This window comes from Clostridium sp. UBA2485, assembly GCF_002341865.1.
In the GTDB taxonomy this organism is placed as follows: Bacteria; Bacillota; Clostridia; order Clostridiales; family Clostridiaceae; genus Clostridium_J.
The window spans coordinates 76,772-90,744 of the sequence record NZ_DDOV01000038.1; the positions used below are offsets into that span (position 1 = coordinate 76,772).

Sequence of the window (13,973 nt, forward strand, 5' to 3'; positions counted from 1 at the left end):
CATTCTTTTATTACATTTTCAAAGTTTTCAAACTTTGAATTAAACCCTTATTTTTACCATCTAAAAATTCTTTAAATTTACTATGTGTGTACTTACTAATATAAGCTAAATTAAAATAGCACAAGAATGCACTCTTAATGCAATTTCTAGTGCTATTTTAATTGTTCTATTTAAATATTTTTTTAGTAATATTAGTGATTATATAGGTGAATGGTAATGATAGTATTATTAATAAAATAGATATAAAAATATATATTTTATCTGAATTATAAAACATAAATAAATCTCTTGCTTGAGGTATTACAAATGCTGCTGAGAACAGTATAGCCATTACCATTACAAGTAAAGCCTTAAAAGCATTTAATGGTTTTGCCACTTTTAATAGAACAATTAAACTAATTCCACCTAATACCAGTATGGACAATGTTCTGCATTGTTCTATCGTTAGATTATTAAAATAGCCTAACAAAAATATTGTAAGCGTACTTAAGCCTATTACTATACCATTAGGTATTGATACTTGAAGAACCCTTTTTAGAAACCCTCTACTAACACGTTCCTTATTAGGTGCTAGAGCAAGGAAAAAAGATGGAATACCTATGGCAATAGATCCTATTAAACTTAACTGGATTGGCATAAATGGAAAAGGTAGTAATATCAATCCAAATACAAGAGAAAGTATCATAGAGTATACTGTCTTCGATAAAAATAATTCTGATACTCTCTCTAAGTTATTTATAAGCTTTCTGCCTTCTACTACAACTTTAGGAAGAGCACTAAAATCTGAATTTAATAAGACAAGTTGCGCTACTGCCTTTGTAGCATCAGAACCATTAGCCATTGCAATACCACAATCTGCTTCCTTTAACGCTAAAACATCATTTACTCCATCACCAGTCATAGCAACAATATGCCCCTTTGATTGAAGAGATTTTACTATTGTTTTCTTTTGATGAGGAGTTACTCTACCAAAAATAGTATTATTCTCAATAATTTCTGCTAATTGTTCACTATCTTCTGGTAAAGTTCTAGCATCTACATATTTATCAGCACTTTTAATACCTGCTCTCTTTGCAACAGCAGATACTGTTACAGGGTTATCTCCTGATATTATTTTTAGTTCAACACCTTCTTTTTCAAAATATTGAAAACTCTTAGTTGCCTCTTCTCTTATAATATCTTCAATAAGAATTAAAGCTGTTTTCTCTACATTATTTAATGCCTGATTTTTAAATTCATCCTCTGAGGCCTTTGCTAAAAGAAGTACTCTTCTTCCTTTTATAGCTTCACCTTCAACTATTGATTTTATTTCTTCATATTCATCCTTCAAAATCATTTCTGGAGCCCCAAGAACCCATGCTCCTTTTTCTTCAAATTCAACCCCACTCCATTTTTTTTCAGAAGAAAATGGTATTTTATTTTTTATTTTTAATTCTGGTTTATCCTTATATTTTTCTAATATAGCCTGTTGTGTTGGATTTATACTAGGTGATCCATGAACTATTCCTGCAAGAATTTCTTCAATATCATTAATATCATTATTTTCTAAAGCTACTACATCTACTACCTTTAACTTCCCTTCTGTTATAGTTCCTGTTTTATCGAGACATAACACATCCACCCTAGCTAAAACCTCTGTAGCTGGAAGCTCTTGTACAAGAGTATCCCATTTAGAAAGCCTTACAACTGCTACTATAAAAGTCGCACTTGTTAAAAGTACAAATCCTTCAGGCACCATACCTATAATACCTGAAGCCGCTCCTATAATTGCATCTTGCCAACTTCTATCAGCAAACAGAAGTTGTGTAGCAACAAGTAATATTCCTATAGGAATTACAAGCCAAATTATCACTTTAAATATTTTATTTACTGCTATTTGAAGTTCCGAATTAATAAGCTTATATCTTTTTGCCTCTTCCGCAAGTTTAGCTGAATATGTATCAGCGCCAACACTTGTTACCTTAGCATAACCATTTCCTGCTACTACAAAACTTCCTGATAAAATTTTTGAAGAAGACTTCTTTAATACAGGATCTGATTCTCCAGTAAGTAAAGATTCATCTACTTCAATTTCGCTTCCATGTAATATTTCTGCATCAGCTACTATTTTTGCTCCTGGATTTAAAACCATAACATCATCAATAACTAAATCTTCCATGGAGATTTCTTTTTCTACCCCATTTCTCATAACCTTAACATTAGTCATGTTTAAAAGAGAAAGTTTTTCTATTATAGCCTTAGCACGAACTTCTTGAACAACGCCAATCATCGTATTAGTTATTATAACGCCTGCAAAAAGAGCATTTTTAGGTGATCCTGCTATAATAACAATTATGGCTAAAACTGCATTTAAAGCATTAAAACTAGTAAATAAATTTGCTCTAATTATCTGCCCAATTGTACGGGATGGTGTTTTAGGAATAATATTTACTTTACCTTTTTTAACTCTATCCTTTACCTCTTTATCTGTAAGTCCATAATTTACATCGTTACTTTTTGAAATTTTATAAGATTTGTTCTCATATATAAACTCTGATCTCATATAGCCACCTCTTTTTAGTTCCATTTGAATTACTTATACCAACTACGGTATCTTCAAAGAGTAATTATTTCGTATAAGCTTATTTAATGGGGTTTCTCAATGGGAATTCAACTTATACAATATTTTAATTTCTATAACAAAAATTCTTTTCTAAATAACTATTTAACATATCTATATTAAAAATATACATAAGATAAAATTTCAAAGTATTAAATAAATAATACTCGTTATTTCTCTTATATAATTTAATGCTTAGTTATAATCTTGCTTCTTTATATATTCTAATTATCTTTTATTAGAATACACTTAGAAAATACCAATTAATTTATTAGATTTCCATTTGAAATATTATACTTTTAATTAATAATAAAGTTTATCCTTATTTCTTAACAATAATTCGTTTTTACATATATCTTTTATTACATAGATGTAATCTTATTGTAAGGAAAATAAATAGCACATATGTGCCTATTGCCTTAAAATCAAACCATAAACAAAGTTTGTCATGTTAAGTATATCTTTTGGTAAACTTTGTGCTTAAATAATATTCTAATTTATAGTAAGGAGAAATGAAAATGAAAAGAATTATTAAATTATTATTTATATCATTACTTTCAATATCTTTATTAACAGGCTGTTCACTAACTGATAAAATTTTAAGTAAGGCAAATGGTGTAGCATTATACGGAAGCCAACAGCAAGTTGAAAATACCATTGAAAAGTATAAAAAAGAATTAAAATCAGAAACATCCCATGAAATTAAAGTAACAGAGATAGACAATAAAAAATTAATGATAATAAATAAAACTACTGCTGAGGCATTTATTAACCGAGGTATATTTAAGAAAGTTGATACAGATGATAATACAGAAATATTAAAATCTTTACCAACAGTTACAAGTGATACTGGTGTATTATTTGCAAAAAATAATGTTGAAAATTTAATGATTAATGATAAAAAATTAAATGTTAAATATGAAGGAAATGCTATTATTGGCGATGGCCGCGTATATGTTGATATGTTTGCAATTGTTGACGATTCAATTTGGAAAACAATTGATGGTGAAGAAAAGACTATAGGATTATTAGAGTTCAATAAAGATCCTAAACATGAACTGATTAACTTCGATGTGGAACTCGCACAATTAATAAAATTTGAATAAAGCTTAAAAACATAAAAACATTATAATTTGATTATAGATGTTTTTATGTTTTTTTATTATAATGATGATAAAATATGTAAAATATAGCTTTATTTTTCATATTCATTGTAAATCTTATTTTAAATCTATAATTTAAAATACAGATTCAAATTTTTAAAAAATATGGAGGGGGTTATGGTAAATGGTAACTTATAAAAGATGTTCAGAGGTAGATATAAATTCAGTCTACGAAGCTTTCCAAATTGGTTTTTCTGACTATATTATAAAAATTAATATGTCTAAAGATGACTTTATAACTAGATTTTTAGGACCAGAAGGAAACTGTTTAGAGCATTCATTTGTAGCACTTGATGAAAACAAGGCTGTTGGTGTTATACTTGGGGGAATCAAAGTATATGAAGGAATAAAAACAATAAGATGCGGCACCTTAGGCATTCATCCAGAGTATAGAGGTAAAGGAATTAGTAATAGACTTTTTGAACTCCATAAAGAAGAAGGAATAAAAAATGAATGTAAACAACTATTTCTTGAAGTTATAGTTGGTAATGATAGAGCTGTTAATTTTTATAAAAAACTTGGTTATGAAAAAATTTATGATCTTTCCTACTATTCATTTGATGATACATCAAAGTTAAAAAAATATGATATTACAAATGTTCATATTAGAAAAATTGATTTATCTGAATTTGAGAAAGTCATAGATAAAGCAAAAGACATTCATATTAACTGGCAAAATGATATGGACTATGTAAAAAAATGTGACAATACATTCTATTATGGCTCATACTATGGTGATGAATTAGTCGGGTCTCTTTGTATTAGCTCCAATGGAAAACTTAGTTTTTTATGGATTAAAAGTGAGTTTAGAGGAAAGGGAATTGCCACATCTCTTTTAAACAAAGCTTGTGAAGAATTAGCTATATCAAAAATTGCTGTTGCATTTCCTAATAACAATCTTTTACAGGGATTTTTAAAACATATGAACTTTAAAAAAGATAATATTAACCAATATGAAATGTATTTAACTTTATAATTAAATTTATAAGCAATATACTTATTCTATTTTAACTGTGATAATTATCACAGAATATTAAATGAATTACTATATAATTAACTATAAACTAACTTACCTAATGATCTCAAAATATTATATTAATTTATTTAATAGGAGAATAATGATATGGAAAAGCAAAGAGTAAACTATAAAAAACTCTATTATGGATTTCCTGTTTTTTTCGTAAGCTTTTATGATGAAAATGGCGTTCCTAATGTAACCACACTTTCATCATCCTATACTTTAAGAGATATGATTTGTCTAGGTTTTGGCAGTAGGGGCTATGCTATAAACCAAATAAAAAAAGTCAAAGATTTTGTTATAAACATACCAGATAGAAACTTAATGAAAGAAATAGATTTCTGTGGATATTCCTCAGGACATAATTGCAAAAAATTTGGTTTTGTAAACTTAACCCCAGTAAAATCAGATATTATAAATGCACCTATGATTGAAGAATGTCCAATATCTATTGAGTGTACATTAACAGATGTAATAGAAAAGGATTATTATTATGGTATTACCAATATATTAGCTCAGATTAAAGGTAGATGTGTTTCATCAGAGCTTTTAAATGAAGAAGGATATTTAGATTATAAAGAGCTAGATCCAGTTCTTTATGTTGGTGATGATAGTGAGCGTGTCTACAAATATATTGATAAAAAACATATAGATAGTTCAAAATCTTTTATTTAGTTTAAAAATATATTCACATTTATAAAACATGTCTTTGATAAAGATATTAAGAGAGCTAATGAATAGCTCTCTTAATATAATGTCCTTAAAAGAATATTATAACAAATTATTATTGTTAATTTTATTTATTTGATATTTTTCAACCATCTGTATGCAGTTAACATGTCATCCTCATTATCATAAATGTTCATCTTTTTAGCTATCGCAAAAGCAAATTCCATAAATGCTTGTCCAGTTGAGGTTATGATGTTTTCATCAATTACAACATCTTCATTTACTACATGTGACTTATTAAACAAATATGAAAATTCAGAGTCAAGTTGTATTCCCTCTCCATCTCCAGTACATTTTTTATTATCAAGGATGCCGTAATTAGCCATTAGAAAAACTCCACCACAAATACCAGCAATAACTTTTTTACTATTATTTAATTTTGTCATGAAATCTCTAAGTATTGAATTATTATAAAGATTATCATTACCAGCTCCACCAGGAATTATAAAAACATCTATATCATCTGGATTAAGCTCTGATATTGTTTTATCTGGTAAAAATCTTTGTTTCTCTCCACTTATATATGGCCTATTTTCTAAAGCAGCTGAAAAAATGTTTTTCTCATCAAACAATGATGCCGCAAACATAATTTCATAACCAAGGAACCCGTCATAATAAAAAATACATACGTTCATATAATCATCTCCTATTTAATTATTTACTTTACAATATTTGAGATATTTAAGTTATTATTTTCTTTTACGTGCTTTAATTATAAAATATAATGACTGACACCTATATGTCAGTCATTATATTTCTCTAATAATTCTTTTAGATATTCTTTAGTTTCCTCTTTTAGATATTTAGGCTCTATCACTTCACATTCTTTACCAAAGCCCAAAATAAACTTTATTAATCCCTCTTCATATGGGAAAAAATCCTCAACAATAAACTCTCCATCTTCTAAAATTTTAATTTTATCTTTAGAAAAATATTCTTTTAATTGTTCTCCAATTTTATAAGTAAATTTTAACTTAACTTTAATACTTTTATTACTATATCCTTCATCAAATATTTTTTCTATTTCTTCTTTAGAAATATCTTTTTTTATGAAATTTCTACCTAGTTTAAGATTTCTTATTCTAACTAATTTAAACATTCTATAAGAATTTTTTATTCTGCAAAAAGCTATTAAATACCATGAACCTTGATCGAACTTTATTTGAATAGGTTCAGCTATTCTTTCATAATATTCCATCCTTCTATTTATATAATAAAATTCTAATAATCTGCTCTCTGCAATTGCTTTATTAATTAAAAATAAATATTCTTTAAGTTCATCCTCCATGCTAAAATGAGACATATTTATACTTAATTTATCATACTCAAATATTTCTTTTTTATATACATTTTCAAATTTTAAAATAATATTATTAAATTGTTCGTTATTACCAAACAAAAGCTTTAAATTATTCATTATTGACATTAATGGTTGAACTTCTTTTTTATTTAAAAAGAGATTATCTAAATTATAATTTTCCATTATATAAAAGCCGCCATTTTTTCCTCCAATAGAAGCTATAGGAACACCTGCTTCACTTATTTTTTCTATATCTCTATATATAGTTCTTATAGATACTTCAAAGTGCTCTGCAAGTTCCTTTCCTGTAACCATACCCTTATTAGAAATTATTAATAAAATTGATAATAATCTATCTACCCTCATGTTTACACTCTACGTTTTTAACGCTTTTACCCTTTCTTAATTTTCACTTTCTTGTAATTTAATCTCCAAAGATGCATATAGGTGAAAAATTTAATGACTATTACTAAGTTAATTTAAGCAAGGTTTATCTGCCTATTTTTCTTCTTATCACCAAAAAAATGTGTTCATCAACATTATTTTACATATTTTTAAATTACAATAAAAAACATGCTTAAATGTAAAATATTTTATTTATTTTCCAATAATTATACTATATATCCATTGAGAACGGTATTCATGCAATGTTATAGTATAGCTATAATATATACTACGGGGGGATATAAAAATGAAAATGAAAAAAATTCTATTGTCATTTTCTCTAATTATGATTCTTTGTTTATCTTTAGGAGCTAATGTTGAAGCAACAGTTGTAAAATCAGCAGCAAATAAACCAAAGGATATAAAGTCTATAAAAGTGGATAAGATTACTAATACTAAAAATAGTAGGGGTTTAAAAGATATAACATTAGAGGAGTTTTTTAAAAAGATTAATAATAAAAAAGAAGAAGAATTGATAAAAAAAATAGTGGTAGGTTCTGAACCAGAAAGTATACTAATTTTAAAAGAAAAAGACAAGGAATTATATACTTTAATGGTACATAAAAATGTGGATCCATCAGATATATTTGACAATGCAAGTATTATTTTTGATTATGACTTCACAAAAGGTAATTCCAATAAATCACTAACATTAGGAAATTATTTTGAATTATTAGATTTACTAGATAAAATTAATTCAAAAGTCTTATTTAAAAATGTAGTTGATTATATTGATAATAAGGAACTAAGTTCTCAAATAGTCCCTTATGCTGTAAATTGTGCTGATGTAATATATAATAATGCAAATGAGTTTGCAATGGATAGCCGTTTAAAAAATAGTAAAGAATACTATTCCAAATCTCAAATAACAACAGATAACAAGGGTTGTATTGGAGTAAATCTTAATACAATAAAAGGTAAAGTAAACTATTTTATAATGATAGTTAAATTTTAATTGTTACTAATAACAAAGTATATAGATTTAAAATTTTATAAAAAAAGCTGTGAACATTTTGTCCTTGTTCACAGCTTATATATTGCCAAATTTCACATATCATATGAGAACGGTATTAATACAATGCTATAGTATAGCTATAACATATGCTACGGGGGGATATAAAAATGAAAATGAAAAAAGTTCTATTGTCATTTTCTCTAATTATGATTCTTTGTTTATTCTTAAGGGTTAATACTCAAGCAGTAGAAGCAAAATCCATAACAAACAAGCCAAAAGATATAAAGTCTATAAAAGTAGATAAGATTACTAATTCTAAAAACAGTAGAGGTTTAAAAGATGTAACATTAGAGGAGTTTTTTAAGAAAATTAATAATAAAAAAGAAGAGGAATTGCTAAAAAAAATAGTAGTAGGTTCAGAACCAGATAGTATACTAATTTTTAAAGAAAAAGACAAAGAATTATACACTTTAATGGTATATAAAAGCGTAGATCCATCAAATATATTTTACAATATAAGTATTATTTTTGATTATGACTTTACACAAGGTAAATTAAATAGATCACTAACATTAGGAAATTATTTTGAATTATTAAATTCTCTGGACGAAACTAATTCAGAAGCTTTATTTAAAAATATGCTTGATTATATTAATAATAAAGAACTAATTTCTCAAATGTCTACTTATGCTAGAAATTGTATTGATGTAATGTTTAATAATGCCAATGAACTTGAAATAGATAGCGTTTTAAAAAATAGTAACGATTACTATTTAGAATCTCAAATGGCAGCAAATAATAAGAGTTGTACTGGAGTAAGTCTTGGTACAGTACAAGGAAAAATAGAATATCTTATAATGATAGCTAAATTTTAATTGTTACTAATAACAAAGTATATAGATTTAAAATTTTATAAAAAAAGCTGTGAACATTTTATCTTTGTTCATAGCTTTTTTTATTAAGTTTCATATATATTAAATTTATATTTTATTTACATAGCTTGTTCTTCTAAATTTCCACTGGTAAATTGGCTATTATAAAGATCTGCATAGAAGCCACCTTCTAATAAAAGCTCATTATGATTACCTTTTTCAATTACACTACCATTATTCATAACAAGTATTAAGTCTGCATCACGGATTGTTGATAATCTATGTGCTATAACAAAACTTGTTCTTCCCTTCATAAGTTCTATCATTGCTTTTTGTATATAAGACTCTGTTCTTGTATCTACACTACTTGTTGCCTCATCTAAAATTAGTATTGCAGGGTCAGCAAGTATGGCACGAGCAATTGTAAGTAATTGTTTTTGTCCTTGAGAAATATTAGAAGCCTCTTCATTTAGTATTGTATCATATCCATCTGGAAGAGTTCGAATAAAGTGGTCAGCATGAGCTGCCTTTGCTGCCTTAATAATCTCTTCATCAGTAGATCCACTACGTCCATAACCTATGTTCTCTCTTATAGTACCATTAAATAACCATGTATCTTGAAGTACCATTCCAAACATGCTGCGTAAATCTCCACGATTTAAATCTTGAATATTAACACCGTCTACGGTAATCTTACCATCATTTATCTCATAAAAACGCATTAATAAGTTAACAAGTGTGGTTTTTCCTGCACCAGTTGGACCTACAATAGCAATAGTTTGACCTTGTTTAACATCAATATTCATATCTTCAATAAGAGTAACATCCTCTTTATATCCAAATTTAACGTGTTCAAATTTAACTTCACCTTTAGGAGATTTTATAACATTATTGTATTCACTATCTTTAATCTCTTCAACTTCATCAAGAAGTTCAAAAACACGTTCAGCAGATGCAACAGTCGATTGAAGAATATTTGCTATATTTGCTGTTTGAACTATTGGTTGAGTAAATTGTTTTGAATATTGAATAAAAGCTTGTATATCACCAATTTTAATTCTTTCCTTAGTAACAAAAATACCCCCTACAACACATATAAGTACATATCCTATATTACTAATAAAAGTCATTAAGGGCATGATAATACCAGAAATAAATTGAGCTTTCCAACCTGCATCATATAATTTTTCATTAATTTCATCAAATTCATTTATTGACTTTTCTTCATGTCCAAATGCCTTAATAATTTTATGACCAGTATACATCTCCTCAACATGACCATTTAACTCACCAAGTGACTTTTGCTGCTGAGCAAAATGCTTTTGTGATTTTGATGCCACAACTTTTGTTACAAATATATATAATGGCAAAGTTACAATACAAATAAGTGTCAATACTGGACTTATAGTAAGCATCATAACAATAATACCTATAAGTGTAAGCATGGATGTTATAAGCTGTGTAATACTCTGTTGTAATGTACTACTAATATTATCAACGTCATTGGTCACACGGCTCAATATTTCCCCATGGGTATGAGAATCAAAAAATTTAAGTGGTAGACGTGAAAGTTTATTATTAATATCATTACGCATATTATAAACTGTCTTCTGTGCAACACCAGCCATAATTAATTGCTGAACATAGTTAAAAGCTGCACTAATTATATAAAATGCTATTAAAATAAGAATTATATGTCCTATATAATCAAAGTCAACACTAGGCACAGGTTGATTCATCTTTATAGCCATAAACTTAGCCATAAGACCTTCAAATAGAGTTGTTGTAGCTTTTCCCATTATTTTAGGTGTTACAATACTAAAAACCGTACTTAGAATAGCCATTAAAAATACTGCACAAATTTGCAGTTTATGAGGTGCTAAATATCCTATTAATCTTTTTAGTGTTCCTTTAAAATCCTTTGCTTTTTCTACAGCCATACCCATACGAGGTCCACCATGACCTACTTTTGCTCCATTGTTTGGTTTACGCTCTACACCTTTTTCGCTCATGCTAATTCCTCCTCTGACAGCTGTGAAGATACAATTTCACGATATACATCACAATTATTTAAAAGTTCTTTATGATTTCCTATTCCTGCAATTTGTCCATCATCTAAAACTATAATTCTATCTGCATCCATAACTGTACTTACTCTTTGTGCAACTATAATCACTGTTGATTTCCCTGTTTCCTTTTTAAGTGCTGCACGTAATTTTGCATCTGTCTTAAAATCCAAAGCAGAAAAACTATCATCAAAAACATATATCTCTGGTCTTCTCACCAATGCACGAGCTATTGAAAGACGTTGTTTTTGCCCTCCTGAAACATTAGTTCCACCTTGAGATATAACTGATTCAAATCCATCTTTCATATTAGAAATAAAATCTGAAGCTTGAGCAGTTTCTGCTGCCTGTTTAACTTCTTCATCAGAAGCATTTTCCTTACCATATCTTATATTGTCAGCTATTGTACCACTAAATAAGACTGCCTTTTGAGGCACAAAACCTACCTTCAATCTAAGATCTTCTTGAGTCATTTCTCTAATATCTATACCATTAACTAAGATACTACCACCACTAATATCATAAAAACGTGGTATAAGACTTATAAGTGTGGATTTACCGGAACCGGTTCCCCCTATAATTGCAGTAGTTTCACCAGGCTTTGCACTAAAAGAAATATTACTTAACGCTGGTTTCTCTGCACCAGGATAATTAAAAGTAACATCTTTAAACTCAATATAACCTTTTTTACTATTAGAGCTTTTAGTATTATCGCCATCATTTATTTCCGAAACAGTATCAAGCACTTCATTAATTCTCACCGCTGAAGCTGATGCACGAGGAATTAATATAAACATCATAGAAACCATAATTAATGAGAACATTATTTGCATTACATATTGAATAAATGCCATTAGATCTCCAACTTGCATACTTCCATTATCAATACGAATACCTCCAAACCAAACAACTGCAATTGTCGTAAAGTTAAGTACTACCATCATTATTGGCATTAATGCAGCCATTATTTTATTAACCTTTATAGCTGTATTAGTAAGATCTAAATTGGCTTTATCAAAACGCTTTTTTTCATGATCAATCCTATTAAATGCACGTATTACTCTAATTCCCGTAAGATTTTCACGTAATACAAGGTTTAATTTATCAATCTTTAATTGCATCATCTTAAATAATGGCATACCTTTTTTTCCAATAATACCTATGGCGATAGCCAGTATAGGCATTACAACAATAATGACTAGTGATAACTTTGCATCTTTCGATACTGCCATTATAATACCACCAATACACATCATTGGAGCACTAATCATCATACGAAGCATCATTACTAATACTTGTTGAATTTGTGTAATGTCATTTGTAGTTCTTGTAATAAGAGAAGATGCTCCTATTTTATCGAATTCTTGTAATGAATAGCTTTCAACTCTTGAAAAAACATTTTTACGAAGATCTTTACTAAATCCTGTTGCAACTTTTGAGGATAAAAAGCTAGCTAAAATTGTACAAATAGTACCTCCTGCCGCTACAAGAAGCATAAATCCACCAATTTTCAAAATATAGTTTGTATCTCCATTCACTATCCCAGTATCAACTATATTTGACATTAAAGTTGGTAAATATAGTTCAGAAAGGGATTGAAAAAATACAAGTATTAAAATAACAGCTATAGAAGCTGCATATGGTTTTAAAAACTTAAACAACTTAATCATTAATAATCATCTCCAGTCAGTTAAAGCTATTAAACTTTTCATGTAAAATTAAGTTAATAAATATCTTTAATAAAAAACTTATTGACTTTAGGCATCTGAAATAAAATTCTATTTAGTTTAATATTACATATCTACCTTTTTGTCACATACCTTTAAAAGATTATCACGCATTTGCATCAATAACCTACGAAGTAAAACTTGCTCTTCCATTGTAAAATTACTAAAACATTCCGATTCTATATTTTTTACAATTTCATTCATCTCTTTACAAATTTCTCTACCATATTCAGTTAGGTATACTCTTGATATCCGTTGGTCTTCAGTATCTTGGCGCCTCTCTACAAGTTTTGACTTTTCCATTCTATTTAACATTACCGTAATAGTAGCAGGCTTTATTTCAAGCTTACTAGCTAGTTCTTTTTGGCTTTGCCCATCTTTCATATATAAAACATGCAACATAGGTGGTTGCCCAGGATAAAGACCTATTTTATCAAGTTGCGTATGAGTGCGGTAGTAATGCAATCTTATCACTTGGTAAAAAACATGATATAGTGAATCAGATTCATGAAAATTCATTTATTTCCTCCTAACTATTTAGCTGGCTAAGTATTTTTTAATATTATCATTAAGTTATTTTCTAGTCAATAATTTTGTACAAATTTATATAAAAAATTTTAACTTTCTTATTTAATACTTTTGTTTCAGATGACTTACTGCCAAGTATTTACTATAGGGCTCCTTAATGAAAATTTAACTTATTCATGATTTTAATTTCCATAACAAAATTTTTTTTCTACGAATGAAAAATTAAGAATGAAANNTGAATTAAAAATTAAGAATGAATAATGAAGAATTGCGGTTAAAACTCCACCGTCAAAGCCTTTGGAGTTTTTTAAATAAACTTCATTTTAGAAATTCACTAGTAGTGAATTTCATCCTAAATCTTTCATTTTTAATTATTAATCCTTAATTTCTAAGGATTTAAGCTATTTTTATAGGAAACTTATTTTCCAGAGTATACTTTAAATTTTCACATTGTATCCCTATAAGTAGCTCCACTTTTCATATAGAATTTATATAAAAATATGTGAACTTAAATATAAGTTTTTAGCAAAAACTGACTGAAGAATTTTCATTAGTCTACTAATAATATTTAT

At 27.7% G+C, this 13,973-nt stretch carries 11 protein-coding genes; 5 read left to right on the forward strand and 6 right to left on the reverse strand.

Going from position 1 to position 13,973, the window contains the following annotated elements; genetic code table 11:
* Window positions 1-166: 166 nt before the first annotated feature.
* Complete coding sequence (locus B3603_RS07025) at window positions 167-2,542, reverse strand: cation-translocating P-type ATPase (protein ID WP_291562477.1); 2,376 nt, start codon at window positions 2,540-2,542, stop codon at window positions 167-169.
* Between the two features lie 575 nt (window positions 2,543-3,117).
* Here B3603_RS07025 and B3603_RS07030 point away from each other — a divergent pair.
* The 3 genes from B3603_RS07030 (at window position 3,118) to B3603_RS07040 (ending at window position 5,455) form a co-directional block, all read left to right on the forward strand.
* A complete protein-coding gene (locus B3603_RS07030; RefSeq protein WP_291562480.1) occupies window positions 3,118-3,705 on the forward strand; it encodes a lipoprotein BA_5634 family protein in 588 nt (195 codons plus the stop codon).
* A gap of 181 nt (window positions 3,706-3,886) precedes the next feature.
* Complete coding sequence (locus tag B3603_RS07035; protein WP_291562483.1) at window positions 3,887-4,738, forward strand: GNAT family N-acetyltransferase; 852 nt, start codon at window positions 3,887-3,889, stop codon at window positions 4,736-4,738.
* Between the two features lie 147 nt (window positions 4,739-4,885).
* Window positions 4,886-5,455: a flavin reductase family protein gene (locus tag B3603_RS07040; protein WP_291562485.1), complete on the forward strand. Its 570-nt coding sequence runs from the start codon at window positions 4,886-4,888 to the stop codon at window positions 5,453-5,455.
* 125 nt (window positions 5,456-5,580) lie between these two features.
* Here the strand turns inward: B3603_RS07040 and B3603_RS07045 are convergent, their stop codons facing one another.
* Window positions 5,581-6,144 carry a DJ-1/PfpI family protein gene (locus tag B3603_RS07045; protein WP_291562487.1) on the reverse strand — a complete coding sequence of 188 codons (564 nt, stop codon included), beginning with the start codon at window positions 6,142-6,144 and terminating at the stop codon, window positions 5,581-5,583.
* A 107-nt stretch (window positions 6,145-6,251) separates the two neighbouring features.
* The gene (locus B3603_RS07050) at window positions 6,252-7,175 is read right to left on the reverse strand and encodes a helix-turn-helix transcriptional regulator (RefSeq protein WP_291562490.1); all 924 of its coding nucleotides are present in this window, start codon (window positions 7,173-7,175) and stop codon (window positions 6,252-6,254) included.
* Window positions 7,176-7,500: 325 nt separating this feature from the next.
* Between B3603_RS07050 and B3603_RS07055 the strand changes: the two genes are divergently transcribed.
* The gene (locus B3603_RS07055) at window positions 7,501-8,208 is read left to right on the forward strand and encodes a hypothetical protein (RefSeq protein ID WP_291562493.1); all 708 of its coding nucleotides are present in this window, start codon (window positions 7,501-7,503) and stop codon (window positions 8,206-8,208) included.
* 167 nt (window positions 8,209-8,375) lie between these two features.
* Complete coding sequence (locus B3603_RS07060; RefSeq protein WP_291562496.1) at window positions 8,376-9,083, forward strand: hypothetical protein; 708 nt, start codon at window positions 8,376-8,378, stop codon at window positions 9,081-9,083.
* A 116-nt stretch (window positions 9,084-9,199) separates the two neighbouring features.
* On the opposite strand, the gene B3603_RS07065 is transcribed toward B3603_RS07060, so the two are convergent.
* From B3603_RS07065 to B3603_RS07075, 3 genes are all read right to left on the reverse strand, one after another.
* Window positions 9,200-11,092 carry an ABC transporter ATP-binding protein gene (locus B3603_RS07065; protein ID WP_291562499.1) on the reverse strand — a complete coding sequence of 631 codons (1,893 nt, stop codon included), beginning with the start codon at window positions 11,090-11,092 and terminating at the stop codon, window positions 9,200-9,202.
* Window positions 11,089-12,816, reverse strand: a complete 1,728-nt coding sequence (locus B3603_RS07070; protein ID WP_291562501.1) for an ABC transporter ATP-binding protein — start codon at window positions 12,814-12,816, stop codon at window positions 11,089-11,091. Before B3603_RS07070 ends, B3603_RS07065 begins: the two co-directional genes overlap by 4 nt.
* A 123-nt stretch (window positions 12,817-12,939) precedes the next feature.
* Window positions 12,940-13,347 (reverse strand): MarR family winged helix-turn-helix transcriptional regulator, encoded by a 408-nt coding sequence (locus B3603_RS07075; protein WP_291562503.1) that lies wholly within the window; start codon window positions 13,345-13,347, stop codon window positions 12,940-12,942.
* Window positions 13,348-13,973 lie beyond the last annotated feature (626 nt).

What these genes read in the sequence shown, in the direction of transcription:
- B3603_RS07025 (WP_291562477.1), bottom strand. Translation starts at nt 2,542, where the DNA reads ATGAGATCAGAGTTTATATATGAGAACAAATCTTATAAAATTTCAAAA.
- B3603_RS07030 (WP_291562480.1), top strand. Translation starts at nt 3,118, where the DNA reads ATGAAAAGAATTATTAAATTATTATTTATATCATTACTTTCAATATCT.
- B3603_RS07035 (WP_291562483.1), top strand. Translation starts at nt 3,887, where the DNA reads ATGGTAACTTATAAAAGATGTTCAGAGGTAGATATAAATTCAGTCTAC.
- B3603_RS07040 (WP_291562485.1), top strand. Translation starts at nt 4,886, where the DNA reads ATGGAAAAGCAAAGAGTAAACTATAAAAAACTCTATTATGGATTTCCT.
- B3603_RS07045 (WP_291562487.1), bottom strand. Translation starts at nt 6,144, where the DNA reads ATGAACGTATGTATTTTTTATTATGACGGGTTCCTTGGTTATGAAATT.
- B3603_RS07050 (WP_291562490.1), bottom strand. Translation starts at nt 7,175, where the DNA reads ATGAGGGTAGATAGATTATTATCAATTTTATTAATAATTTCTAATAAG.
- B3603_RS07055 (WP_291562493.1), top strand. Translation starts at nt 7,501, where the DNA reads ATGAAAATGAAAAAAATTCTATTGTCATTTTCTCTAATTATGATTCTT.
- B3603_RS07060 (WP_291562496.1), top strand. Translation starts at nt 8,376, where the DNA reads ATGAAAATGAAAAAAGTTCTATTGTCATTTTCTCTAATTATGATTCTT.
- B3603_RS07065 (WP_291562499.1), bottom strand. Translation starts at nt 11,092, where the DNA reads ATGAGCGAAAAAGGTGTAGAGCGTAAACCAAACAATGGAGCAAAAGTA.
- B3603_RS07070 (WP_291562501.1), bottom strand. Translation starts at nt 12,816, where the DNA reads ATGATTAAGTTGTTTAAGTTTTTAAAACCATATGCAGCTTCTATAGCT.